This is a genomic window from Microbacterium sp. PI-1, from assembly GCF_004337555.1.
In the GTDB taxonomy this organism is placed as follows: domain Bacteria; phylum Actinomycetota; class Actinomycetes; order Actinomycetales; family Microbacteriaceae; genus Microbacterium; species Microbacterium aurugineum.
In genome coordinates, this window is sequence record NZ_SJYZ01000011.1 from 60,388 (window position 1) to 83,653 (window position 23,266).

At 68.2% G+C, this 23,266-nt stretch carries 19 protein-coding genes; 3 read left to right on the forward strand and 16 right to left on the reverse strand.

Features of this window, described 5'->3' with window-relative positions:
- Positions 1-28 precede the first annotated feature (28 nt).
- The 4 genes from E0W80_RS11000 to E0W80_RS11015 all read right to left on the reverse strand — a co-directional run bounded on the left by E0W80_RS11000 (position 29) and on the right by E0W80_RS11015 (position 7,839).
- Positions 29-2,506: a UvrD-helicase domain-containing protein gene (locus E0W80_RS11000; protein ID WP_131492507.1), complete on the reverse strand. Its 2,478-nt coding sequence runs from the start codon at positions 2,504-2,506 to the stop codon at positions 29-31.
- A gap of 102 nt (positions 2,507-2,608) precedes the next feature.
- Positions 2,609-5,683: a lamin tail domain-containing protein gene (locus E0W80_RS11005; protein ID WP_131492509.1), complete on the reverse strand. Its 3,075-nt coding sequence runs from the start codon at positions 5,681-5,683 to the stop codon at positions 2,609-2,611.
- A gap of 141 nt (positions 5,684-5,824) precedes the next feature.
- Positions 5,825-6,847: an ABC transporter gene (locus E0W80_RS11010; protein ID WP_047523644.1), complete on the reverse strand. Its 1,023-nt coding sequence runs from the start codon at positions 6,845-6,847 to the stop codon at positions 5,825-5,827.
- Positions 6,844-7,839, reverse strand: coding sequence for an ABC transporter ATP-binding protein (locus E0W80_RS11015; protein WP_131492511.1), 996 nt, complete (start codon positions 7,837-7,839; stop codon positions 6,844-6,846). Before E0W80_RS11015 ends, E0W80_RS11010 begins: the two co-directional genes overlap by 4 nt.
- An 89-nt stretch (positions 7,840-7,928) precedes the next feature.
- Here E0W80_RS11015 and E0W80_RS11020 point away from each other — a divergent pair, with 89 nt between their 5' ends.
- Positions 7,929-8,327, forward strand: coding sequence for a YccF domain-containing protein (locus E0W80_RS11020; RefSeq protein WP_131492512.1), 399 nt, complete (start codon positions 7,929-7,931; stop codon positions 8,325-8,327).
- A gap of 26 nt (positions 8,328-8,353) precedes the next feature.
- On the opposite strand, the gene E0W80_RS11025 is transcribed toward E0W80_RS11020, so the two are convergent.
- Positions 8,354-9,340 carry a glycerophosphodiester phosphodiesterase family protein gene (locus E0W80_RS11025; RefSeq protein ID WP_131492514.1) on the reverse strand — a complete coding sequence of 329 codons (987 nt, stop codon included), beginning with the start codon at positions 9,338-9,340 and terminating at the stop codon, positions 8,354-8,356.
- A gap of 90 nt (positions 9,341-9,430) precedes the next feature.
- Between E0W80_RS11025 and E0W80_RS11030 the strand changes: the two genes are divergently transcribed.
- A complete protein-coding gene (locus E0W80_RS11030; protein ID WP_131492515.1) occupies positions 9,431-10,357 on the forward strand; it encodes a Bax inhibitor-1/YccA family protein in 927 nt (308 codons plus the stop codon).
- A gap of 64 nt (positions 10,358-10,421) precedes the next feature.
- On the opposite strand, the gene E0W80_RS11035 is transcribed toward E0W80_RS11030, so the two are convergent.
- The 11 genes from E0W80_RS11035 to E0W80_RS11085 all read right to left on the reverse strand — a co-directional run bounded on the left by E0W80_RS11035 (position 10,422) and on the right by E0W80_RS11085 (position 22,213).
- Positions 10,422-11,717 (reverse strand): RNA polymerase sigma factor, encoded by a 1,296-nt coding sequence (locus E0W80_RS11035; protein WP_131492516.1) that lies wholly within the window; start codon positions 11,715-11,717, stop codon positions 10,422-10,424.
- Between the two features lie 15 nt (positions 11,718-11,732).
- Positions 11,733-12,158 carry a YciI family protein gene (locus E0W80_RS11040; protein ID WP_131492518.1) on the reverse strand — a complete coding sequence of 142 codons (426 nt, stop codon included), beginning with the start codon at positions 12,156-12,158 and terminating at the stop codon, positions 11,733-11,735.
- 225 nt (positions 12,159-12,383) lie between these two features.
- On the reverse strand, positions 12,384-13,772 hold the full coding sequence (locus tag E0W80_RS11045; protein WP_131492520.1) for a glycosyltransferase: 1,389 nt from the start codon (positions 13,770-13,772) through the stop codon (positions 12,384-12,386).
- An 8-nt stretch (positions 13,773-13,780) separates the two neighbouring features.
- Complete coding sequence (guaA, locus tag E0W80_RS11050) at positions 13,781-15,367, reverse strand: glutamine-hydrolyzing GMP synthase (RefSeq protein ID WP_131492522.1); 1,587 nt, start codon at positions 15,365-15,367, stop codon at positions 13,781-13,783.
- On the reverse strand, positions 15,364-15,876 hold the full coding sequence (locus tag E0W80_RS11055; RefSeq protein ID WP_131492524.1) for a DUF3817 domain-containing protein: 513 nt from the start codon (positions 15,874-15,876) through the stop codon (positions 15,364-15,366). Before E0W80_RS11055 ends, guaA begins: the two co-directional genes overlap by 4 nt.
- 53 nt (positions 15,877-15,929) lie before the next feature.
- Positions 15,930-16,907: a class I mannose-6-phosphate isomerase gene (locus E0W80_RS11060; RefSeq protein WP_131492526.1), complete on the reverse strand. Its 978-nt coding sequence runs from the start codon at positions 16,905-16,907 to the stop codon at positions 15,930-15,932.
- The gene (locus tag E0W80_RS11065; RefSeq protein WP_131492527.1) at positions 16,904-18,112 is read right to left on the reverse strand and encodes an ADP-dependent glucokinase/phosphofructokinase; all 1,209 of its coding nucleotides are present in this window, start codon (positions 18,110-18,112) and stop codon (positions 16,904-16,906) included. Before E0W80_RS11065 ends, E0W80_RS11060 begins: the two co-directional genes overlap by 4 nt.
- Before the next feature lie 37 nt (positions 18,113-18,149).
- On the reverse strand, positions 18,150-19,013 hold the full coding sequence (locus E0W80_RS11070) for a ketose-bisphosphate aldolase (protein WP_131492529.1): 864 nt from the start codon (positions 19,011-19,013) through the stop codon (positions 18,150-18,152).
- Positions 19,014-19,062: 49 nt separating this feature from the next.
- Positions 19,063-19,908, reverse strand: coding sequence for a carbohydrate ABC transporter permease (locus E0W80_RS11075; protein ID WP_131492531.1), 846 nt, complete (start codon positions 19,906-19,908; stop codon positions 19,063-19,065).
- 2 nt (positions 19,909-19,910) lie between these two features.
- Positions 19,911-20,834 (reverse strand): sugar ABC transporter permease, encoded by a 924-nt coding sequence (locus E0W80_RS11080; RefSeq protein WP_131492533.1) that lies wholly within the window; start codon positions 20,832-20,834, stop codon positions 19,911-19,913.
- Between the two features lie 80 nt (positions 20,835-20,914).
- On the reverse strand, positions 20,915-22,213 hold the full coding sequence (locus tag E0W80_RS11085; RefSeq protein WP_131492534.1) for a sugar ABC transporter substrate-binding protein: 1,299 nt from the start codon (positions 22,211-22,213) through the stop codon (positions 20,915-20,917).
- Positions 22,214-22,443: 230 nt separating this feature from the next.
- Here E0W80_RS11085 and E0W80_RS11090 point away from each other — a divergent pair, with 230 nt between their 5' ends.
- A complete protein-coding gene (locus tag E0W80_RS11090; protein ID WP_131492536.1) occupies positions 22,444-23,250 on the forward strand; it encodes a DeoR/GlpR family DNA-binding transcription regulator in 807 nt (268 codons plus the stop codon).
- The last annotated feature ends 16 nt before the right edge of the window (positions 23,251-23,266 follow it).

Below are 23,266 nucleotides of genomic sequence, written 5' to 3' on the forward strand. Positions count from 1 at the left end.
CGCCGAAGCGTGAACACCCGCGGTGACGTCAGATCTTCTCGATCGGCGCGACCTTGATGAGGAGCTTCTTCTGCCCTGCCGAGTCGAAGCGCACGTGGGCGATGCGTTTGGCTCCCTCGCCGGTCACGGCATCGACCCGCCCTTCGCCGAAGTCGACATGGCGAATGCGGTCGCCCGCGGCGAGCTCGAGATCGCCGTTGTCGCGCATCTTGGCCGTGACGCGGTTGGGGAACTTGTCCATCGCCGTCGACAAGGGCTTGAGGGAATCGCGACCGGGAAGCGCCTTGACCGCGAAGCGATCGCCCGATCCGGAGCTCGAGCCGCCGAAACCGCCCTGGCGCCGCGCATTGAGGGCGCGAGACTGCATCCCGCCGCGCGAGTTCACGTCGCCCGGCGACTGACGCCAGTCGATGAGTCCCGACGGGATCTCTTGCAGGAAACGGCTGGGCATCGCCACGGTCACTTCGCCGAACTGGGCTCTGGTCATCGCGAGGGACAGGTGCAGCCGCTTGCGCGCCCGCGTGATGCCGACGTAGAAGAGCCGGCGCTCCTCCTGCGGCCCTCCAGGCTCTCCGGCCGAGATCCGGTGCGGGATCAGGTCTTCTTCAACGCCCGTGACGAACACGGCGTCGTACTCGAGTCCCTTCGCCGTGTGCATCGTCATGAGTGAGACCGAGCCGGACTCGTCGTCGAGGTCGTCGGCGTCCGAGACCAGGGCGACTTCGGTCAAGAAGTCGACGATCGTGCCTTCGGGGTTGTTGCGCGCGAAGTCGCGGGCCACGGCCACGAACTCGTCGAGGTTCTCGACGCGCGCCTCGTCCTGCGGATCACGACTCGCACGCAGGGCGTCGAGGTAGCCGCTCTTGCCGAGCAGCAGACTGAGCCCGTCGGCCACCGCCGTGGAGGGCGGAAGCTCGCCGCTGGCCGGGATCAGGATCGCGGTGGCTTCGGTCAGCACGGCGTCGAGCTGACCGATCGCCGCCTGGATCTTCGGGCCGACGCCGAGCTGGGCCGGCATCGACAGCGCGTCACGGAAGCTGATGCCGTGTTCCTCGGCGAAACGCGCGATGGCCGTCTCCGTCACGTCGCCGATGCCACGGCGTGGCTTGTTCAGGATGCGGCGCACCGACATCTCGTCGGCCGGATTCGCCACCGCGACGAGATAGGCGAGCGCATCCTTGATCTCGGCGCGGTCGTAGAACTTCGTGCCGCCCATGATCTTGTAGGGCACCGCCGAGCGGATGAAGATCTCCTCCAGCGCACGGGACTGCGAGTTGGTGCGATAGAACACCGCCATCTCGGAGTACGGCATGCCGGCACGGTGCAGTGCCTCGACCTCGTCGGCGACGAACTGGGCCTCGTCGTGCTGCGAGTAGCCGGTGAAGCCGATGATCGGGTCGCCGTCGCCCTTGTCACTCCACAGCTTCTTGTCTTTGCGGTCGAAGTTGTTGACGATCACGGCGTTCGCGGCGGAGAGGATGTTCTGCGTCGAACGGTAGTTCTGTTCGAGCAGCACCACGCGGGCGCCGGGGAAGTCACGTTCGAACTCGCTGATGTTGCGGATGTCGGCGCCGCGGAAGGCGTAGATCGACTGGTCGGAGTCGCCGACCACCGTGAGCGAGGCACCGGGCTCGCCGGCATCGGCAGCGGGGGCGGGATCGGGCTCGAAGATCATCATGCCGTTCGAGGCATACGGGTCGGGAGCTGCTCCGGCGCCCGACACGGGTCGCGTCAGTTCATGGATCAGCGCGTACTGCGCGTGGTTGGTGTCCTGATACTCGTCGACCAGGATGTGCCGGAAGCGACGACGGTAGGTGTCGGCGACCTGCGGGAAAGCGCGGAACAGGTACACCGTCTGACCGATGAGGTCGTCGAAATCGAACGCGTTGGCCTTCTGCAGCTGACGCTGGTAGTCGGCGAACACCTCGACGAACACGCGCTCGGCGGGATCGCTCATGTTGGCCTGACGCGCGTAGGACTCGGCGTCGGAGAGCTCGTTCTTGAGCTTCGAGATGCGCGACTGCACCGAGGCCGGGGTCAGTCCGTACGCATCCGCCTCGTGCTCCTTGACCAGCCGCTTGAGCAGAGCGCGCGAGTCGCCGGAGTCGTAGATCGTGAAGGACTTCGTGTACCCGAACTGCTGAGCCTCGCGGCGGAGGATGCGGACGCAGGCCGAGTGGAACGTCGAGATCCACATGCCCCGGGCGGCGTCCCCGATCAGTCCTTCGACGCGCTCGCGCATCTCGCCGGCGGCTTTGTTGGTGAAGGTGATCGCGAGGATCTGACTCGGCCAGGCCTCGCGTGAGCGCAGCAGCGAGGCGATGCGTCGCGTGAGCACGCTGGTCTTGCCCGACCCCGCGCCCGCGACGATGAGCAGAGCGGGGCCGCGATAGGTGACGGCCTCGAGCTGTTGCGGGTTCAGTCCGGCGAGGAGTTCGTCCTGTCCCTCCGCCCCGGAGGTGCGGGGGCCGGCGGATCCGGGGACGATGAGAGGAGCTTCGGTCATGGCCCTATGAGTCTAGGCGTCGGCACAGACACCGCGGCACGGGATGCGGGGGCATCGGCGGCGACGCAGGGGTGCACGGTCGACCTGTGCACCCCTGCGCGCTCAGGCGTCGCGCCTGCGACGGCGGACTGCTGCCGCGCCGGCGGTGAGGAGCAGCAGCGCCAGCGCGACGGCGGCGACCGGGAGCTCGGAGCCGGTCGTCGCCAGCGCACCCGCACCCGTCTCAGATCCCGATCCTGCCGCTCCCGCGATACGGAGGTCCGCCCAGCCGAGGAGCCCGCCGCTCGCATCGAACACGGCGATCCGGTGGGCGCCGAGAGGCGCATCGGCCGGTATGGTCGCCGTGATGGTCCCCGCGGTCGTGAGCGTCCCCGACGCGATCCGCATCGGCTCGGAGTACAGCCACACCGACACGTCCGTGCCTGCGCCTGCGGAACCGACCGTGATCGTGACCTCCTGCCCCCGGGCCGCGACCGACGGGTTCACCGTCAGCCCGTTGCGGTTGTCGTCCACGAGTCCTGTGCCGGGGAGGGGCGGGGTCTCGCCGCCGGGAGTACCGCCGCCTGTTCCCGGCAGCGTCCCGGTGCGCAGCGACTCGGAGGCGAAGCCGTCGGCGAACCACCACACCGGGCGCTGCCCGTCGACCGACAGCGAGGCCGGCGCGGTCGCGAAACCCTCGTTGTTGATGTTGGGCAGGCCGTCGGCACGGGCGTAGTGCGCGATGCCGGGCTGTGCGGTGCCGTTCAGCGTGATCTCCGCCGAGCGCCCCTGGCAGCCGTCGTCGCACACGGCCCACAGGGTGTCGCGCACGGTGTCGTAGTCGAGCGCCATCACCCCGGGGAGGCCGGGAGCGATCTCCGACACCAGCGTCGCCGACCCGTCGGATCCGAGTGCGAACGCGTAGACGTGGCCGTTGTCCTCGACCGCGACGAAGAACAGCCCGTCGCCGTGACCTGCATGATCCTTCGGGTCATACACCGCGCCCGACGTGTCGTCGAAGAGCTTCCCGGCGAGCGCGGCATCGGGCACCCACTGCACGGCCTCGATGCCGAGGTTCGCCCCCACGGCAGGGAGCAGGGCGGTCAGATCCCACTCCTGTAGAGCGATGAGGTCACCGCTCGACGCCTCGGGATCGACCTTGAGGACCACGTTCTGGTTGACGCCCTTGGCGCTGTTGTCCCGCTCGGAGGCCACGTACACGAAGCCGTCTCCGTCGACCGTGATGCCCTCGCTGTCGGGGCCCGCAGCCCCCGGATCGGCGGCGTCCTTCTGGAAGCGCACGCGCTTGCCTGCATCCCAGCCCTCGGCCTTCTCGACCGAGCCGTCGGCGCGCGCGTCGAGCTTCCAGATGCGACCCTCGCCGTTGTCGACCGCCCACAGGAACGCGCCCTCGGCGGTCTCCTGCACGTCGAGTCCGGAACTGTCCTCGAGGAACGTCGGGATGCTGTCGACCACGCGCACCTCGGCGGAACCGGGCCACGGTGACACGGCGACCTCGCCGGCGCACACGTTCGCGGCGCCCTTGGTGGACTCCGCGGTCACGGCGAACGCGCCGCTCGTGTCGGGGCAACGGCCCCAGGTGGTGGCGGCGTGGCCGGACCCCCAGGTGGTCTCGTCGATGAGCAGGTCGCCGTCGAACACGCGCACCGTGTCGCCGGACCCGAGACCGAACCCGAGCTGTGCCCGCTCGATCACGAGGTACTCCCCCGCACCGAGGCGGGTTCCGGCTGGGATCGCGTACGCATGGGTGTCGTCGTCGTCCTTCACCACGACGCCCGACACATCGAGCTCGGTGCTCGTCGGGTTCACGAGCTCCACCCAATCGTCCGGCGAGCCGCCGTCGGATTCGACCTCGTTGATGCGCACCGGGTTGCCGCAGGCGTTGCGGAGACCCTTGGTCGAGACCGCGATGTCGACGAAGTCGCCGGTACCGTCGGCACAGCGCGCGAGGACGCCGGCGGCATGCGCGGCGTAGACGTGCTCGTCGACCGTGTTGCCGTTCGCATCACGGATGGTCACGGTGTCGCCGTTGCCGAGTCCGAACACGAAGTTCGCCGGCTGGTCGAAGACGAAGTAGCCCCCGGGCGGCAGCATCGTACCAGCGGGGAGCGGTGTGGTGTCGTCCGCGTGACCGGTCGGATCGTTGTCCATGACGGTCCAGCCCGAGAGGTCCACCGCCGTCGTGCCCGTGTTCACGACCTCGACCCAGTCGGTGCTGTCACCGTTCGACTCGATCTCGTTGATCACGACGTCGGGCAGGACGCACGAGTTCGTGGCACCGGGGGTCGGATGCGCGAGCACGAAGGAACCGACGCCGTCGGGACAGCGTGCCAGGGTGGCCGCAGCGAAGTCGCCATCGATCGCCGCGTGCCCCTGCCACGGGAGCGTGTCGTCGATCATCGCCCCCGAGGCGTCGTAGAGACGGATACGGTCGGCGCTGCCGATACCGATCGGCTCGCGGAATGCGGCCTCGACGCCTCCGGAGAGTCCGATCGTCCCCTCTTCCACGACGAGGAACTGCCCCGCCGCGATCTGCGTGCCCGGCGGGAACTGCCAGCGGTGATCGTCGGAGTTGTCGCGGATCTCGTAGCCCGAGATGTCGAGCGCCTCGGTGCCGGGGTTGTGGAACTCCACCCAGTCGGCGGGTTGCGAGTCGACCTCGTTGATGAGGATGGAGCCCGCGACGGGAGCGACGGCGCAGTCGTTGGGAGCCCCGGGAGTCACCGTCGTCGCCGGTGCCCATTGCCCCGTGCCGTCAGGACAGCGCGCCCACACCGACAGCGGCGCGGTGTTCTCATACGCGTACGCGTCGACCTCGGTGCTGCTCGGGTCGAAGAGCACGACCTCGTCCCCCTTGCCGAGCCCGAAGTCGAAGTCGACATCCTTCTCCAGCACCAGGAACTCGCCCGGTGCGAGCGAGGTGCCTTCCGGCGCCGCTCCGAAGCTGTCGCGCTTCTCATCCGCGATGGTCCACCCCGCGAGGTCGACGGTCTCGGTTCCGGCGTTGTAGATCTCGACCTGGTCGGCGAGGCCGGTCGCGGCGTCGTCATAGACGATCTCGTTCAGGACGAGACTCGGAGCGGTCGAACCGATCGCGGCGATGGGGGTGGCGAGCAGGGCGGCGGCGCTCAAGGCGCACACCGTCGTGACCGCCGCTGCGCGGTGCAGGCGGGGCATGGAAACTCCTGGGGTCTCAGTCGGGTACCCGACCAGACCACCGATCCCGCGTGGCCGCGGAGAATCCCCCGGGTGCACGGGAGGTGAACGGGGGATGGCGGTCTGCCGCGACCGCCACCCCCGCGTCACCCGGTGCCGGTGTCAGGCGATACGGGTGCCCGGCGGGAGGCGCCGGGCAGGCGTCCGTGTGCGCGCCCAGGCCCCCGCGAACAGCGACCCCGCGATCACGACCTGCACACCGAGGCCCACGAACCAGCTGGGCACCGACGATTCGATCACCTCCTGCGGCGTGGGATAGCCGCTGCCGTCCCGGTCGCAGTCGTCCCAGCGCTGCTCGAGCGGCGACTGCTGCGCCCCGCGCACGCCCGTCTTGATCTGGCCGAACAGGTCGACCGGGTAGCCGTCGGGCGTGAACTCGGTCGGCGTCGCATCCGCGAGCACCACGAAGGGATTGGCCGCGAGCGCCCACCACACCAGGTCGAACCGGGGCACCTCGTACATCGTGCTGACCTGCCACTCATCGCAGTCGACGTTGCCGTTCGCGTCGTACGGTCGCGAGTAGCTGGTCCCCTCGCTGCGTACCGCCATCCCGCCCAGCCCGAACGCGATGAGCGTGCCGAACACGAACGCGGCGACCACGAGGTACGTGGCTGCAACCGAGAACAGCGGGCGCGCGATGAGTCCGCTCAATCCGACGCCGATCGCGGCGACCACGATGATCTCCGCCGCGAGCACGAGCAGCGAGACGAGCAGCACGAGGGGGTTCGCTCCCCCGCCGAGCAGAGACAGGGCGAGGAAGGGAACGGCGACGAGGAGGAACGCCCCGCCGGTCGCGACGGCAGCGAGGAGCTTGCCGAGCATGATGTCGCCGGTGGAGGCCGCGGTCACCTGGATCGCGCCGAGGGTGGCGGCATCGCGGTCGCCGTTGATCGCGTTGCCGCTGAGCGTCGGCGACACCAGCACCACGAGCAGAAGGACGATGTTGACGACGATCGAGTAGACGCCGGCCCCGATGAAATCGCCCCAGGAGTACACGGCGAATGCGAGCCCGGTGACACCGAGCAGGATGAGCGCGAACACGCCCAGCAGCACGTACCACCCGACACTCCGCAGGCGCTGGGTCAGTTCGAGTCGGGCGATGATCCCGATGTTGGCGAGGCTCATGCTCCCGCCTCCGTTCCGGTCGGCGCCGGGGGCGCAGGGGGTGCAGGGGGCCGAGGTGCGGCTTGTGGCGTCGGCGCCTGCGGCAGGTTCAGGAACGTGTGCTCCAGGTCGCTTTGCGCAGGAGCGAATTCCGAGACCGGAAGGCCCGCGTCGACGAGGCGGCGCAGCGACTGGGCCGCGGCGTCCTCCCCCGCGAACCCGACCAGCACCGCGCCGCGGTCGTTGGCGAGCGACTCCGGAGCGAGCCCGAGGTTCGAGGCCACCTGCCAGGTGTCGGCATTCATCCGCTCGGGCGTCGCGCCGGCGAGACGGACCCGCCACGGTCGCACCGTGCTCTGGGAGGGAGCCGCATCCACCACGGAGCCGGCGACGAGGAACACCGCATCGTCGACGACCTCCTCCAGCTCCGAGAGGATGTGGCTCGAGATCAGCACGGTGCGCCCCTCCGCAGCGAAACGACGCAGCAGACCGCGCAGCTGCACGCGCGCTTCCGGGTCGAGGCCCGACGCCGGCTCGTCGAGGAGCAGCACCTGCGGGTCATGCACGAGAGCGCGCGCGAGACCCAGCTTCTGCTTCTGCCCGCGCGAGAGCACCTTTGCGGGCGAGTCCGCGAGCGGCGCGAGCCCGACGAGCGTGAGCAGGTGCTCGGCACGGGCCTGAGCGTCCGCCTTCTCGATGCCGTAGAGACGAGCGGTGGTGACGAGGGTTTCGCGGGCGGTGAGCGACGGCCAGGCTCCCAGTGCATCGGGCATCCAGCCGAGCATCCGTCGCGCAGCGAGAGGATCGATCGCGGGATCGACGCCCCCGATGCTGATCGTCCCGGTGTCGGGGGCGAGGAGCGAGGCGAGCATCAGCAACAGCGTCGTCTTCCCCGCCCCGTTCGGCCCCACGAGTCCGGTCACTCTGCCGGGGTCCGCGCGGAGCGAGGCCGCTCGCACCGCCTGCACCGTCCCGAACGCTCTGCTGACGTCTTGCACCACGATTCCGGTCATGCGGTCAGTCTGGCATCCGGAACACGGGGCCCCCGGGACCTCGGGGCGGATGCTCAGACATCACGTCGCGCGGGTGACACAATCAGCTCATGCGCACGATCCTCAACATCATCTGGGTCATCCTGGCCGGCTGGGCACTGTTCCTCGGGTACGTCCTGGCCGGCATCCTGCTGTGCATCCCGATCATCACGATCCCGTGGGCGATCGCCTCGTTCCGCATCGCCGCCTACGCGATCTGGCCGTTCGGACGCGAGGTCGTGAGCAAGCCGACCGCGGGGGTCGGGTCGTTCCTCGGCAACGTCCTCTGGGTCATCCTGGCCGGCTGGTGGCTCGCCATCGGCCACATCGTCTCCGGCATCCTGCTGTGCGTCACGATCATCGGCATCCCGATGGGCATCGCCGACTTCAAGATGGTCCCGATCTCGCTCATGCCGCTCGGCAAGGAGATCGTCTCCACGCGTCGCGGCTCCTTCGATCGCACGCTCTGAGTCGCCGACCGGCGATCGGCACCGGCTCAGCCGCGGAAGAAGGCGACGCCGAGGTCGGGGTGGTCGACGAACACCCCATCGATGCCCTGCTGTGCGAGGACACCCCACTCCGACTCGTAGTCGCCGTACGCGCCCCGGCCGCCCGCACCGCGGAACTCGGCGGCCAGGAAGGCGTTCTCGGGACGGCAGGTCCACGTGTACACGAGAAGGCCGCGTGCATGGGCGTCCGCGACGATGGTGTTCCCGTGATCGAGGAGCATCTTCTTGTTCACGCTGATGCCGTCGACGAGGCCGACGAGGCCATCGAGCCCGCGAGGGGTGACGGTCGCCTTGTAGGTCATCGCCTGCGCGCCCTCGACTGCCTTGCGGTCATACGGCCGGCCCGTCGCCTCGATCAGGTAGATGGAGGTCGCGGCGATGCCCCGCTCCCGAAGCTCCCCGAGAACCGTCGACTCGAAGGACTCGATCACGAGAGGCAGCTCGCCGTCGGCCCATCCCGCCGCACGCAGCTCCTGCTCGATGAGGGGCGCGAGCGCGAGGCCGATGCTCGCGAAGTAGGTGGCGTGCTTGACCTCGAGCACGACGCCGATCTCGCGGCCGTGCTCGGCAGAGCCGTCCCGCACGAGGTCGAGCACGTCGCGGAGACGGAGGATGGACTGGGTGCCGTCGAAGCTCGCGCTCGATGCCCGCACCTCGGGCAGCCGCTCACGTCCGCGCAGCGTCGACAGCTCGGCCCAGGTGAAGTCCTCGGTGAACCACCCGGTCAGTGCCTGCCCGTCGACGCGCTTGGTCGTCTTGCGGTCGGCGAACTCCGGACGCGCGCTGACGTCGGTCGTCCCGGAGATCTCGTTCTCGTGTCGCACGACCAGCACGCCGTCCTTCGTGGCGACGACATCGGGTTCGACGGCATCCACCCCCATCGCGAGCGCGAGTTCGTAGGAGGAGCGGCTGTGCTCCGGACGGTAGCCGGGCGCACCGCGATGCCCGATGACGAGGGGCGATTTCCTGGGCACGCTCTCAGCGTAGAACACCCCAGGAGGGGTACCTCCCGAGTATCGTAGAGGCAAGAGACCTACTACCCCCCTTTGGAGTGAGGCCCACCAATGAGCAACTTCGCTTTCAACAACCCTGCTTTCCAGCAGCAGGACCCGCGCAACGTCGCGACCTACCCGGGCGGACCTCAGGCTGCTCAGGGCGCGCAGAGCGCCTCGCTCCAGCACGGGGCGATGGACGCGGCGGCCAACGCACAGCTCGAGGGCATGTACGCCGCCCCGCCGGCCGGTGCCATCGAGACCGATCGCATGTCGGTCGAGGACACGGTCTGGAAGACGGCCGGCCTGTTCGGCATCCTGCTCGTCACCGCGGCCATCGGCTGGGTCATGACGCTCGGCGGTGTCGACGTTCCCGCGTTCAGCCGTGAGAGCACCTTCCAGCCGAACATGCTGCCGTGGATCGTCGGTGCGCTCGGCGGCTTCGTGCTCGCCATGGTCATCACCTTCACCTCGCGCAAGAAGGTGCGCCCCGCACTGATCTTCGCGTACGCGGCGTTCGAGGGCCTCTTCATCGGTGGCATCTCGGCGTTCTTCGAGGTCATCTACCCCGGCATCGTCTTCCAGGCGACGCTCGCGACCGTCTCGGTCGTCGGCGTGACCCTGGCTCTCTTCGCGAGCGGCAAGATCCGCGCGTCGAAGAAGGCGACCAAGATTTTCATGATCGCCATGATCGGCTACCTGGTCTTCTCGCTGCTGAACGTCGTCCTGATGTGGACCGGCGTGCTGCCGCAGGACCAGGCGTTCGGCATGCTGAGCGCCAGCATCATGGGCATCCCGCTCGGCCTCATCATCGGTGTCCTCGTCGTGATCATGGCGGCGTACTCGCTCGTGCTCGACTTCGACCAGATCCAGCAGGGCGTCCGCAACGGCGCACCGCGCAAGTACGGCTGGCTCGGAGCCTTCGGCATCATGGTCACCGTGGTCTGGCTCTACGTCGAGATCCTGCGCATCATCGCGATCGTCCGCGGCAACAACTGATCGCCGTTCATCGAAGTGGCCCGTCTCCCCAGGGAGGCGGGCCACTTCGCGTTTCGACGGGACTCTAGCTCGCGGCTCCGCTCGCCTTCCGCTCCAGCAGTGACCTCTCACGATCATTGCCGGCGAGGCTTGCCGCCACCGCGAACTCGCTCCGCGCTTCCTCCTCGCGTCCGAGCCGTCGCAGCAGCTCCCCCCGGGTGGCCGGAAGGAGGTGATAGCCGCGCAGCACTCCCGACGCCGAGAGCTGATCAATGATCCGCAATGCGGACGCCGGGCCCGTGGCCATCGCGACCGCCGCCGCTCGGTTGAGCTCGACGACCGGAGATGGGGCGATCCGGCCGAGTGCCTCGTAGAGCAGCACGATCCTGTCCCAGTCCGTGTCATCGACGCGCGAAGCCACCGCATGGCACTCCGCGATCGCCGCCTGGAGGCAGTACGCGCCGCGTCCGCGCCCGAGGCGGTCAGCCGTCGCGAGCGAGGCACGACCGCGGGTGATGCGTCCGCGATCCCACCGGCCCCGGTCCTGGTCAGCCAACAGCACCGGATCGCCGTTCCGGTCCACACGCGCTCCGAACCGGGCGGCGGTGAGCTCCATCAGTGCGAGCAGACCGTGCACCTCGGGCTCACGCGGCATCAGTGCCGCGAGCACCCTGCTCAGCCGGATCGCCTCATCGCTCAGTTCCGGTCGCATCCAGTCCGGACCACTGCTCGCGGCGTGCGCCTCGTTGAAGATCAGATACAGCACACCGAGGACTGCCCCGATCCGCTCCGCCCGCTCTTCGCGCGGCGGGATCTCGAAGGGAGCATTGACGGCGCTCAGCGTCTTCTTCGCCCGCACGATGCGCTGCTGAACGGTCGCCGTCGGCACGAGGAAGGCCCGCGCGATCTCCTCGCTCGACAGGCCACCCACGACCCGCAGTGTGAGGGCGACCTGCGCCTCCTTCGAGAGAACGGGGTGGCACGCGATGAAGATCAGCCGCAGGACATCGTCGTCGACGGCGTCCGGGTCCCACAGCAGCTCCGGCGCGGCGGCCTGCTCCTGCTCCAGGTCGTGGGCGAGCGCCGCGACCCTGGCATCCAGACGCTCCGCGCGGCGCCACCCGTCGATGGCCTTGCGCTTCGCGACCGCCGTGAGCCATGCCCCGGGGTTGCGGGGAACCCCCTCCTCCGGCCACTGTCTCAGCGCGTCGACCAATGCCTCCTGGGCGAGGTCCTCCGCCAGGCTGAAGTCGCCAACCGTCCGGGTGAGGGTACCGACGATGCGCGCGGACTCGATGCGCCAGACAGCGGCGACGGCGCGTTCCGCCGACCCGTCTTCGGGGGCGGAACGCGTCGTCTCACCGTGTTCGGATGCGTCCATCACCGTGTGTCGTCGTCACTGCTGCGCGCGTTGCGCCTGCTCTTCGCGCCAGCCGGCTTCCTTCGCGATCCACTCGTTGTCGGCCGGGAAGTCCTCGTCGCCCGTGACCCGACGCACCTCGAGGAACGAACCCGCGCCCAGGGGTGCACGGCTCGCCCATTCGGCGGCTTCTTCGCGGGACGACACCTCGATGATCCAGAAGCCGTTGAAGAGCTCCTTCGTCTCGCCGTACGGGCCGTCGGTGATCAGGGGCTTCTCTGCGCTGAAGTCGACCACGAAGCCCTCGGCAGCGTCGGTCAAGCCCTCCCCCGCGACGAGCACACCGGCCTTCATCATCGACTCGTTGTACTTGCCCATGGCCTCGATGACCTGCTCGAACGGCATCTCCTTGTACGCCTCGACGGCGTCGTCGTTCGCACGCATGATGAGCATGAACTTCATGATGTTCTCCTTGTTCGCAGGGCCGTCTCTCGACCCTCTCACCTCTGGCGTCGAACGAGAATGCCTCAGATCGACATCCGCCGCCACTTTTTTCTGCTCCGGTCGCACGCTCCCGTGCTCCCGTCGCGATATGACACCCGAATGAGCCGTTTTGGTTGTCATATCGCGACGGGAGACGGGTGTGCGGGTCGGGCGGGGCGGAGGCTCAGGCGCGACGCGGCGGGCTCAGGAGCGACGGGGCGGAGCGGCTACCGCGGCGGCGATCGCGGCGGTGAGGGCCTCGAGCGAGGATTCGGGGCTCCAGGCCGCGGCGACCGACGGCGCCTCCGCGCTCAACGCCGCGAGACGCTCGGGGTCGGTCAGGAGCGTGCGGATCGCTCGGCCGAGCGCATCGATGTCGCCGCTCGGCACCAGCATCCCGCCACCGCGCTGCAACACATCGCGGATGCCGTAGCGCACGTCGTACGAGATGACGGGGGTCGCGTGCAGCAGCGCCTCGACCACGCCGAGCGGCTGGCCTTCGAAAGCCGTCGACGTGACCAGGACGGACGCGCGGTCGATCACCGTCCCCGGGGCGTCCGAGTACCCGGCGAGCACGATGCGATCCCCCGCGCCGAGCTCATCGATCAGCGCCTGCAGACGCTCCTGCTCCGGCCCGCCGCCCCAGATCTCCATCCGCGCACCCGGCACATCGGCGGCGAGGAAGGCGCGGATCGCATGGTCGACGCGCTTTCCGGGAGCGAGGCGCCCGAGCACGACGACGAGCCCGTCCTCCCGCAGATCCGGGCGCGGAGCGACGGGGGCGATCGGGTTGGGGACGACCGCGTGGAAAGCCGTGTCCCCGAACCGCGCGACCACGTCGTCGCGCTGGGTCGCGGTCGGCCAGATCACGGCATCGAACCGGTCGGCGAGCCGGAACCAGCGCGTCCAGAGCGTGTTCATGGTCGAGTCCGGGGTGTACGGCGCTTCGACGTGCATGGTGTGGATCGTGTGCACGATGCGCACCCGCGGGTCGGACCAGTCCGCGATGAGCTCACCGAGCTGGCGAGACTCGCAGATCACGACGATGGGGCGATCACCGAAGGCAGCGGTGACGTGGTCGAGCCAGGCCCGGTACAGACCGCGGAACCCGTGCAGAGCTCCGACAGCCTCACCGTCGGCGTCGAACACCAGCACCGGCTCGTCGGCCAGGTGCCAGTCCGGGTTGCCGGGAATCACCGGGAGCGCCACGAAAGGACGGTCTTCGGAGTCCCGGAGGACCCGGTACTCGACTCCGGGGTCAGCGGCCACCGCGGAGTCGGCGGCCACCCTCAGCCATTCCGCCGCGCCGCCGCGGGGCTCCACCGCCTCGTCGAACAGATTTCGCAGGCGCGACGAGTCCCCGAGCGCCCCGTGCTCGACGAAAGTACGCCGATGCGCGGCGTGGTCCGCAGCGGTCCCGGGGTCGAACGTGAGGAGCTGTGGTCCCGCCCCGTCGGCGACTCCCGCCCCGGCGAGCTGCCGGGCGCGCGCGAGCGTGGCGATCGTGTACCCGCCGTCGAGTCCCGGGATCAACCGGCTCGACAGCACCAGGTACTCGGCGTCGGGCAGAGCCGACGCCGCATCGGGGAGCACCGAGCCCCCTACTCCCACTCGATCGTCCCCGGCGGCTTCGACGTGACGTCGAGCACGACGCGGTTGACGTCACGGACGCCGTTCGTGATGCGGTTCGAGATCTTCGACAGCACGTCGTAGGGCAGGCGCGTCCAGTCGGCGGTCATGGCGTCTTCGCTCGACACCGGACGCAGCACGATCGGGTGGCCATAGGTGCGACCGTCGCCCTGCACACCCACCGAGCGCACGTCGGCGAGAAGCACGACCGGGCACTGCCAGATCTCCTGGTCGAGTCCGGCCTTCGTCAGCTCTTCGCGGGCGATGGCGTCGGCCTCACGCAGAATCTCGAGACGGTCAGCGGTGACCTCACCGATGATCCGGATACCGAGACCGGGCCCCGGAAACGGCTGGCGCCCCACGATGGCCTCGGGAATGCCGAGTTCGCGGCCGATCGCCCGGACCTCATCCTTGAACAGCGCGCGCAACGGCTCGATCAGTTCGAAGTCGAGGTCGTCGGGGAGGCCGCCCACGTTGTGGTGCGACTTGATGTTCGCGGTCCCCGCTCCGCCGCCGGACTCGACGACGTCGGGATAGAGAGTGCCCTGCACGAGGAACTTCACCGGAGCGCCGCCCGATGCCTTGGCCTCGGCGACGAGGTCGAGCTGCACCTTCTCGAACGCGCGGATGAACTCGCGTCCGATGATCTTGCGCTTCTCCTCGGGGTCGGTCACACCCTTCAGGTGGCCGAGGAACGTGTCGGCCGCGTCGACCGTGATCAGCCGCACACCCGTCGATTCGACGTAGTCCTTCTCGACCTGTTCGCGCTCGCCCTTGCGGAGGAGACCGTGGTCGACGAAGACCGCGGTCAGCTGGTCGCCGATCGCCTTGTGCACGAGGGCGGTGGAGACCGCGGAGTCGACGCCACCGGAGAGCGCGGAGATCACGCGGGCATCGCCGACCTGCTCACGGATGCGCTCGATCTGCTCGGCGATCACGTTGCCGCTGTTCCAGTCGGAGGCCAGACCCGCCCCCTTGTGGAGGAAGTTCTCGAGCACACGCTGGCCGTGGTCGGAGTGCTTGACCTCGGGGTGCCACTGCACGCCGTAGAAGCCGCGCTCCTCGTGTGCGAACGCGGCGACCTTGGTGGCCTCGGTCGTGGCGAGCACGTCGAAGCCGTCGGGGGCCTTGGCGACCTGGTCGCCGTGACTCATCCAGACGTTCTGCTCCGCGGGCTGGCCGCCCAGCAGGGTTCCGCCGTCGCCGGTGATGACGGCATCGGTGGCGCCGTATTCACGCAGGCCGGTGTGGGCGACCTCGCCGCCCAGGGTCTGGGCCATGTACTGGAAGCCGTAGCAGATGCCGAGAGTCGGGACACCGAGCTCGAAGACCGCGGGGTCGAGGCGCGGCGCCCCCTCCTCGTACACGGACGAGGGTCCGCCGGAGAGGATGATCGCGACCGGGTTCTTGGCGGCGATCTCGGCAGCCGTGGCGGTGTGCGGCACGATCTCGCTGTAGACGCCCGCCTCACGGACGCGGCGGGCGATCAGCTGCGCGTACTGCGCGCCGAAGTCGACGACGAGCGCAGGACGCTGCTGGGTCTCGGACTGTTCGGTCAACGGACACCTTCCGGGGCGGGGGTGGAGGCCTCGGCGGCCTCTCGGGTGGCGAGATAGGTCTTGACCTCACGGGCGACGACCGCCTCCATGAAGAACGACAGCAGCGGCACGACACCGCCGAGCGCGAGCATGATGAAGCGCGGGAAGCGCCAGCGCATCAGGCTCCACATGCGGAAGCACGCGAACAGGTAGACGACGTAGAACCAGCCGTGCGCCACGAGGATGAACAGGGACAGGTTGAACCCGTCACCCAACGAGGTCATCTCGCAGGAGTTGGTCATCGGGGCGAAGAGCGACCACCACTGGCAGTCGGGCCCGGCGAGCACGCCGGCGAACCAGAGCGGTCCTCCGGAGCCGCCCAGGAAGAGCTCGAGGTGGATCGGCGTGTACTTCAGCACCATCTCGGTCAGCAGCAGGAGCAGCATGACTCCGGTGATGATCGACGCGATCTGGTAGAACTTCAGGGCACCGCGGATCGCCGGAAAGCTGGCGACTTTCGGTTCGGGCATGCGTCCAGTCTAGTCGGCGTCAATGGGGGCCTGAGCCGTCGCCGGATCACCCTTCACGCCGCGGGCGGGCGCGCGATCAGGAGCTCTCCGGCACCGCTCACCTCGAGTCGTCCGGCTGCCGCGGGGACCAGGACCGTCGCTCCTGCCGACAGCGGCAGTCCCGCGAGGTCGACGGCGCCGTCGATGACGACCACGATCGAGAAACCGGGGTCGAGCACCGCGGCTCCGCGCACCGGCAGCCGTTCGAGGCAGAAGTACTCGTCGGCGGCACGGGGGAACACGAAGCCGGACGGCGACGCCGGGTGCACGAGCGCCTCGATCTCGGCAGTGCTCCTCGCTTTCGTCGTCACCGCGCTCAGGGCGAGGTCGAACCCCAGCCCGAGGTGGCCTTCGACAGCACCGTCGATCGCGAAACCCTCCCATTCGAGGAGGATCGACAGGTCCTCGGGTTGCTGGAGTTCGAGCAGGAGCACTCCGGCCCCGATCGCGTGGAGCTCGCCCGGCGGCACCCACACCACATCACCGGGCGCGACCTCGACCTCGTGCAGCAGACCGAGGAGGGCGACCACATCCTGCCGGGCGACGAGTTCACCGAGTTCCTCCGTCGACGCCTCCTCGCGCAGTCCGATGTGCACGGTGCCGCCCTCGAGGATGTACCAGGCCTCCGCCTTGCCGTGCGGGCGACCGAGGTGGGAAGCGGCGAACCCATCATGCGGATGCGCGTGCACGGGCAGCCGTTGCCCGGCGTCGAGCAGCTTGACGAGCAGACGCGCGTCATCCCCCCAGCGCTCGACATGGGATCGACCCAGCCAGGACACGGGGTCATCCGCGATCGCCTCGCGCAGGAGGCGCCCGTCCGGGAGGGTCGTCAGTCCGAGGGCGCTCTCCCCCCGGATCGTCGTGGTCGATCCGACCCAGTCCTCGGGTTCCCGCGGCGCGGTCCCCGGCTCGCCGCGGAAGGCGGCGATGCGTGCGCCCCCGCGGTAGAAGCGTTCCGCGGGGCGGTTCGATGCGAGTCGGATCGGTTTCACGGGTGCTCTTCCTGCGGGTCGTGGACGGCGAGGAATCCCCCGACGAAGGTGTCGCCGAGTCCGATCGTGGTCGGGTTCGGGATGTCGAGTGCGAAGGCCGCAACACCCACGGCATCGCGCACCGCTGCCTCCACCGTGCGGACGAGGTCGGCGCCGGCACCGTGTCGAGGCATTCCGTCGGTCTCGGCGACCTGCACCGCGGTGAAGCCGTCGCCGAGCCGGAATCGCGTCGCGGCCACGCGTACGGCACTCTCCAGCGCCGCACGGTGCCGGGCTGCCTCAGCACCGACCGCGAGTGCCCAGTACCGCGTGTGCACCACCAGGGCGGGCGCAGGGATGAGCGCGCGGATCTCCTCCAGCGCCAGGATCACGTCGTCCGGATCGAGCAGATCCACGCGGCGCCGCAGATACTCCTGCAGTTCATCCTCATTCAGGCTGTACACGTCGATGCGCGACAGCAACCGCTCGCGCACGGTCGCGGCGAACGCCCGTGTGTAGAAGCCGGCGTCCTCATAGAACACCAGGGCGTCGGAGGGGAGGCTGCGCATCGCCTCCTGCAGGGTGTCGAGCCGGTGCCGGAGCAGGTCCTCGTCCTGCATGGTGTTGAAGCCGGAGATGAGGAACGCCGACGCCGACGCCAGCTCGTCGCCCAGTTCCGCCGCCAGACGCATGTCCCGGTTCGGAGGATCATTGGCGAAGATCAACCGGTTGGCGCTCGGGGCCACGATGTCGCCGTCCGGAAGACGGATACGGGCACCCGCGGGATACTGCACGATCAGGTGCGGATCGAGGGTGTCCCGCGTGGCGGAGCACACGAAGGACACCCCCGGTGGCAGCAGGCGCCGCACGGTGTCGTCGATGCTGACGAGGTGCTGCAGGCTGGGGATGCCCAAGCCGTCGAGGACGAGGCCGGCCCGCACTCCGGTGCCCCCGAGGGTCACCTCGTGGGGGAAGTGCGCGGCGAAGGCCTCGACGACCGCGGACGACGCGACGAAGCGCTCCGCTCCCGCCCCGGTCGCCACGAAGGCGAGTACCGCGATCAGCAGCGACCGTTCATCGACGATGGGGGCGTTCTCGGTCAGTTCCGCGCGCCGCACCCCGTGCTCGGCGACGAGCCGGTCGAACACGGCCGCGTCCCACCGCAGCTCGTAGTCGACCGTGCCGCCGAGCCCCAGGACGAGCTGCCGCCTTCTCGCATCGATCATCCGTCGATCGCCCGCCCCTTCGAGGTCCGTCGTCCGGTCAGTACAGGTCGGCCTTGCCGTCCGCCCCGAACAGCTCGATCTTCTCAGCCGCCGTGGCCTTGAGCGCGGCGATCGGCTCCGGCTGGATCGCGTTGGGCTCGCGCAGACGCTCGTCGGTGCCGAGGATCTCGCGCATGCGGTTGTGGTACGAGACCTTGATGTCGCTGGAGATGTTGATCTTGTTGATGCCCAGCTCGACCGCGCGACGCAGCTCGGCGTCGGGGTTGGCCGAGCCGCCGTGCAGCACCAGCGGGATCCCGACCGCGGCCTTGATCTCCTGCAGGAGGTCGTGACGGAGCTCGGGGTTCTTCTCCGCCGGGTACAGACCGTGCGAGGTGCCGATCGCGATGGCGAGGCTGTCGACGCCGGTCTCCTCGACGAAGCGCACGGCATCGGCGGGGTTGGTGTAGATGATCTCGGCAGCGCCGGACTCGCCGTAGCTGTCGTTCGCGCCGATCGTGCCCAGTTCGCCCTCGACCTGGATGCCGACGGCGTGTGCGGCTTCGACGACCTTGCGGGTCAGGGCGACGTTCTCCTCGAAGGGCAGCAGCGACGCGTCGATCATGACCGAGGTGAAGCCGGCCTTGATGGCGGTGATCATCTGCTCGTAGCTGCCTCCGTGGTCCCAGTGGATCGCGACCGGCACGCTCGATCGATGCGCGCGGGAGTGCATCGCGGCGATCAGGTCGGTCGTGATGTGCGCGACCTCGTCGGGGTGGATGGCGATGATGACCGGAGCGGCCTTCTCCTCGCTGATGTCCATGACGCCGTTGAACATCGCCCAGTCGCTGATGTTGAACGCGGGGATGGCGAAGTTGTTCGCGTTCGCGACATCGAGGATGGATTTGCCGGTGTAGAGCACGTGATTCTCCTGTTTTCGTGGTGGTCGGAGCCCCGGGACGGGACGAGTGTCAGCTCTTCACGGAACCGGCCGTGAGGCCGCTGATGAAGTACCGCTGGAAGAAGAGGAAGAGGATGAGCACGGGGATCGAGCCGAGCACGCTCATGGCCATGATCTGGTTCCACTCGTAGGAGTGCTGTCCCATGAGGAGCTGGATGCCGATGGGCACCGTGCGCATGTCGATGGTGCGCGTGAGCGTCAGCGCGAACAGATACTCGTTCCAGGCGATCATGAACGTGTAGATGCCGACGGAGACGATTCCTGGAACCGAGATCGGCACGAGGATGCGCCAGAGTGCCGTCATGGATCCGGCACCGTCCACGCGCACGGCCTCGTCAAGCTCCTTCGGCAGCGTGTTGAAGTAGCCCGTCATCATGATGATCGCGTAGGGCAGCGTGAAGACCATGTAGGTGAGGATCAGACCGGCGTAGGAGTTGTAGAGACCCAGCGCGACCATGAGCCCGAAGTACGGGATCAGCAAGGTGATGGGCGGCACAGCCTGCACGCTCACGATCACCACGTTCAGGATGCGCTTGCCCCGGAACTCGAAGCGGCTGAACGCGTAGGCGGCCTGGATCGCGACGATCAGCGTGAGGATGGTGACCGAGCCCGCGACGATGTAGCTGTTCAGGAAGAACCGCATCGTCTCGGGGTTCGTGAAGATCGCGATGTAGGCGTCGAAGGAGAACGTGTCGGTGACCAGACGCGGCGGCAACTCGAAGATCTGCGTGTTCGACTTGAACGAGCTGGACAGCATCCACAGCACCGGCCCTGCGGCGAAGACCGCACCGATGAGGAGGCCGATCATGAGGCCGGTCTTGCCGACCCGACGCTGGGTGCGCGCGGTGAGAGCCATGGTCAGTCCCTCGCTTTCTGGTGACGGACGTAGAACACGGCGAGCACCATCGACATGAGCAGGACCAGCACGGCCGAGGTCGACGCGAGCGAGAAGTCGTACTTGGCGAAGGCCAGCTTGTAGGTGAAGGTGCTGAGCACCTCGGTGACGTCGATCGGGCCACCGCCCGTGGTCATCCAGATGAGGGCGAACTGCTGCGAGGTCCAGATCAGGTCGAGCAGCACCAGGCTGACGATGATGGGCCGCAGCTGCGGGATCGTGACGTTCCAGAAGCGCTGCACCGCGCTCGCGCCGTCGACGCGTGCCGCTTCGTGCAGATCGGCGGGAACCCCCTGCAGCCCGGCCAGGAGACTGACCATGAAGAACGGGTAGCCGGCCCAGATGTTGATGAAGATGATCGTGCCCAACGCGAGCTGCGGCGAGGCCAGCCACTCGATGTCGGTGTTGAGCAGGAAGTTGACCACGCCGTTGGGGGCGAGGAGCATGCGCCAGAGGACGGCGATGACGGCGACGGTGAACAGCCACGGGAGAACGTACAGAGCCCGGAAGAGCGACCGCGAGACCCTCCCGAGCAGCGGACTGTTGAGCATCATCGCGAAGGCGAGCCCGAGTACGAGATGGGCGGCGACGCTCGTGACCGTGAAGAGGATGGTGTTGCCCGTCGCCTTCCAGAAGCGCGGGTCGGAGAGGATCTCGACGTAGTTCGCGACGCCGACGAACTCGGGCGACTTGTTCAGGATCACGTTGTCCTGGAACGAGTAGCCGATCACCATCACGATCGGCACGATCATCAGCACGAACAGCAGGATGACCGTCGGCGAGAGGAAGGCGTAGGACTCTGTGGTCTTGCGCAGTTGCCGTCGCCGCCGCGAGAGGGCGACTCCGGTGACGATCACCTCGGTGTCGTCGGACGTTCTCAGACTCATGGAAACGCGAGCTCCTTGGTTGGTCGGGTGCCGCATCGCGACCGCGATGCGGCACCCCGTTCAGGCGGGGAGGCGGGTGCTCAGAACTCCGCTTCCCAGGAGGCCTGCGCCTTCTTGAGCGCGTCGGGGATCGACTGCTGCCCGTCGAGCGCCGCCTGGAGCTGCTCGCCGAACTGGCGCATCAGGTCTTCCGCGACCGGGAGTCCCGTGAACTCGTTCGCCGGGTATCCCGCCTGGTAGATGTCGAACGCCGTCTTGAAGAGCTCATCGTCGTTGACGAAGTCGGGGACCGAGGTCGAGTTCCCGGGGAAGGCCTTGGCCATCGTGGAGAGCTCGGAGTTGGTCTGCTCGCTCATCAGGAACGACACCAGCTTGAAGGCCGCTTCCTTGTGCTCGGAGTTCTCGGCCACGCCGATGCCCCACGAAGCGTAGGGAATGCCGCGTTCGCCGTCATAGCCGTCCTCAGCCGGAATCGCCGAGATCGAGAACTTCAGGTCGGGGTTCGTCTCACGGATCAGGTTGATGTGCGCGAGCGAGTCGATCATCATGCCCGCACGACCGTTGGTGAACTCCTCCACCTTGTCCTGCTCCTTCATCGTGAAGGAACCCGAGGCGATGACCCCGTCGTCCCACAGCCCGCCGATGTACTCGACGGCGGAGGTGACGTCGTCATTCGTGAGGTCGGGTTGCCCGTCCTTCAGCATCGAACCGCCCGAGGCCCACACCCACGACATGACGTCGTTCTGCACGCCGTTCGGCGATTCCAGCGACAGCGGCAGCACCCAGCCGGACACGTCGCCGCCGAGCGCAGCGACCTTCGACGCCGCGTCCGCGAACTCGCTGCGCGTGGACGGTGGAGCCGTCACACCCGCCTGGGCGAGCAGGTCGTCGTTCGTGAACATCGGGTAGACGAAGTTCACGACCGGGATCATGTAGGTGCTGCCGTCGACCTGGATCTGGCTCGCCAGTTCGCTGTCGTCGTAGTCGTACTCGTCCATGAGTGCGCTCAGGTCGGCGATGACGCCCTGGGAGGCGAAGTCGTTCACCCACGCACCGTCGAGGCCGACGACGTCGGGCATCGTGCCCGAGGCCGCGCCGGCGAAGAGCTGTTCCTTGGTCGATGCATACGGACCGCTGACCAGCTCGACAGTGATACCGGGGTTCTCCTCTTCGAACTGGTCGATGAGTGCCCGGAACTCGCCGTCGGGCAGCTCCGGCTCCCACCACTGCGCGAATTCGATCGTGACGTCTCCGCCCTCGCCACCGCTGTCGCCGTCCGTGCCGGGCGCGCAACCCGCCAGGGCCAGAAGGGCAACCGCCGCGGTTCCGGCGCCGACGATCTTTCGGGTTCGTCGCTGCCCGCGTCCCACTGTGCTCATCGCTTCTCCTCGTTGAGATCGTGCCGCATCACGCGCTTCAATGCTTGTTCATGCGGTTTTGAGCCATGTTATGCCGTGATCTGCCGAAACGTCAAGCGTCAGATTTCCCGCGAGCACGACGAATATCGCGCGAATCGTTGAGTCGATGCCGATATCTCGCAGGAAGTCGATGTGCAGTTTTGTGCATGAGTCTGCCGCGTTCTTCGCGTTCCTGTGCTAAATATGTCTGCATGGACGCATCAGCAACCGGACAGCGACGTCGACTGCCCGCCGGACGGAAGGCGGATCTCGCGACGTACGTCGAGCAGACCGGCCAGGTGACGGTGAGCGATCTGGCCGAGCACTTCGCGGTCTCGATCGACACGATCCGCCGCGACCTCGATCAACTGGATCGTGAAGGCGTACTGATCCGCACCCACGGCGGGGCGGTCAGCGCAGCGAACGGACAGCTCAAGGATCGGGCCCTGGATGTGCGACTGCGCATGCAGACCGAGGAGAAGGAGCGCATCGCCCGGGTCGCCGCGGGCCTCGTCGAGGACGGCTCTGTCGTGATGCTGAATGCGGGCACCACGACGCTCGCCGTGGCACGGGCCCTGCGAAACCACCACGACCTGACGATCGCGACGAACAATCTGCGTATCCCCGGCGAACTCTCCCCCTCGGCGTTCCGCGATCTCTACGTCTTCGGCGGAGCTGTGCGCTCGATCACCCAGGCCACGACCGGACCGGTGACCTTCACGATGACACCGGGCGGTCCCGAGGTCGACATCCGCTGCGATCTCGCTCTCATCGCGGTCGGTGCCGTCGACGAGGCGGGGTACTCGACCTCGAACCTCGGGGATGCCGCGATGATGTCGGAGATGATCCAGCGTGCCGAGCGCACCGCGATCCTCGCGGACTCCACCAAGCTCGGACGCCGGTTCTTCGCCCAGATCGCCCTGCTCGAGCGCGCGGACTACCTGATCACGGACGCTCCCCCACCCCCGCGCATCGCCACTGCGCTCGCGCAGGCGGACGTGCAGGTCCTGACCCCCTGACATCGGCCTCCGCACA

Excerpts from the sequence above, each read along its gene's own strand:
- E0W80_RS11000 (WP_131492507.1), bottom strand. The coding sequence starts at position 2,506 with ATGACCGAAGCTCCTCTCATCGTCCCCGGATCCGCCGGCCCCCGCACC.
- E0W80_RS11005 (WP_131492509.1), bottom strand. The coding sequence starts at position 5,683 with ATGCCCCGCCTGCACCGCGCAGCGGCGGTCACGACGGTGTGCGCCTTG.
- E0W80_RS11010 (WP_047523644.1), bottom strand. The coding sequence starts at position 6,847 with ATGAGCCTCGCCAACATCGGGATCATCGCCCGACTCGAACTGACCCAG.
- E0W80_RS11015 (WP_131492511.1), bottom strand. The coding sequence starts at position 7,839 with ATGACCGGAATCGTGGTGCAAGACGTCAGCAGAGCGTTCGGGACGGTG.
- E0W80_RS11020 (WP_131492512.1), top strand. The coding sequence starts at position 7,929 with ATGCGCACGATCCTCAACATCATCTGGGTCATCCTGGCCGGCTGGGCA.
- E0W80_RS11030 (WP_131492515.1), top strand. The coding sequence starts at position 9,431 with ATGAGCAACTTCGCTTTCAACAACCCTGCTTTCCAGCAGCAGGACCCG.
- E0W80_RS11035 (WP_131492516.1), bottom strand. The coding sequence starts at position 11,717 with ATGGACGCATCCGAACACGGTGAGACGACGCGTTCCGCCCCCGAAGAC.
- E0W80_RS11040 (WP_131492518.1), bottom strand. The coding sequence starts at position 12,158 with ATGAAGTTCATGCTCATCATGCGTGCGAACGACGACGCCGTCGAGGCG.
- E0W80_RS11055 (WP_131492524.1), bottom strand. The coding sequence starts at position 15,876 with ATGCCCGAACCGAAAGTCGCCAGCTTTCCGGCGATCCGCGGTGCCCTG.
- E0W80_RS11065 (WP_131492527.1), bottom strand. The coding sequence starts at position 18,112 with ATGATCGATGCGAGAAGGCGGCAGCTCGTCCTGGGGCTCGGCGGCACG.
- E0W80_RS11075 (WP_131492531.1), bottom strand. The coding sequence starts at position 19,908 with ATGGCTCTCACCGCGCGCACCCAGCGTCGGGTCGGCAAGACCGGCCTC.
- E0W80_RS11080 (WP_131492533.1), bottom strand. The coding sequence starts at position 20,834 with ATGAGTCTGAGAACGTCCGACGACACCGAGGTGATCGTCACCGGAGTC.
- E0W80_RS11085 (WP_131492534.1), bottom strand. The coding sequence starts at position 22,213 with ATGAGCACAGTGGGACGCGGGCAGCGACGAACCCGAAAGATCGTCGGC.
- E0W80_RS11090 (WP_131492536.1), top strand. The coding sequence starts at position 22,444 with ATGGACGCATCAGCAACCGGACAGCGACGTCGACTGCCCGCCGGACGG.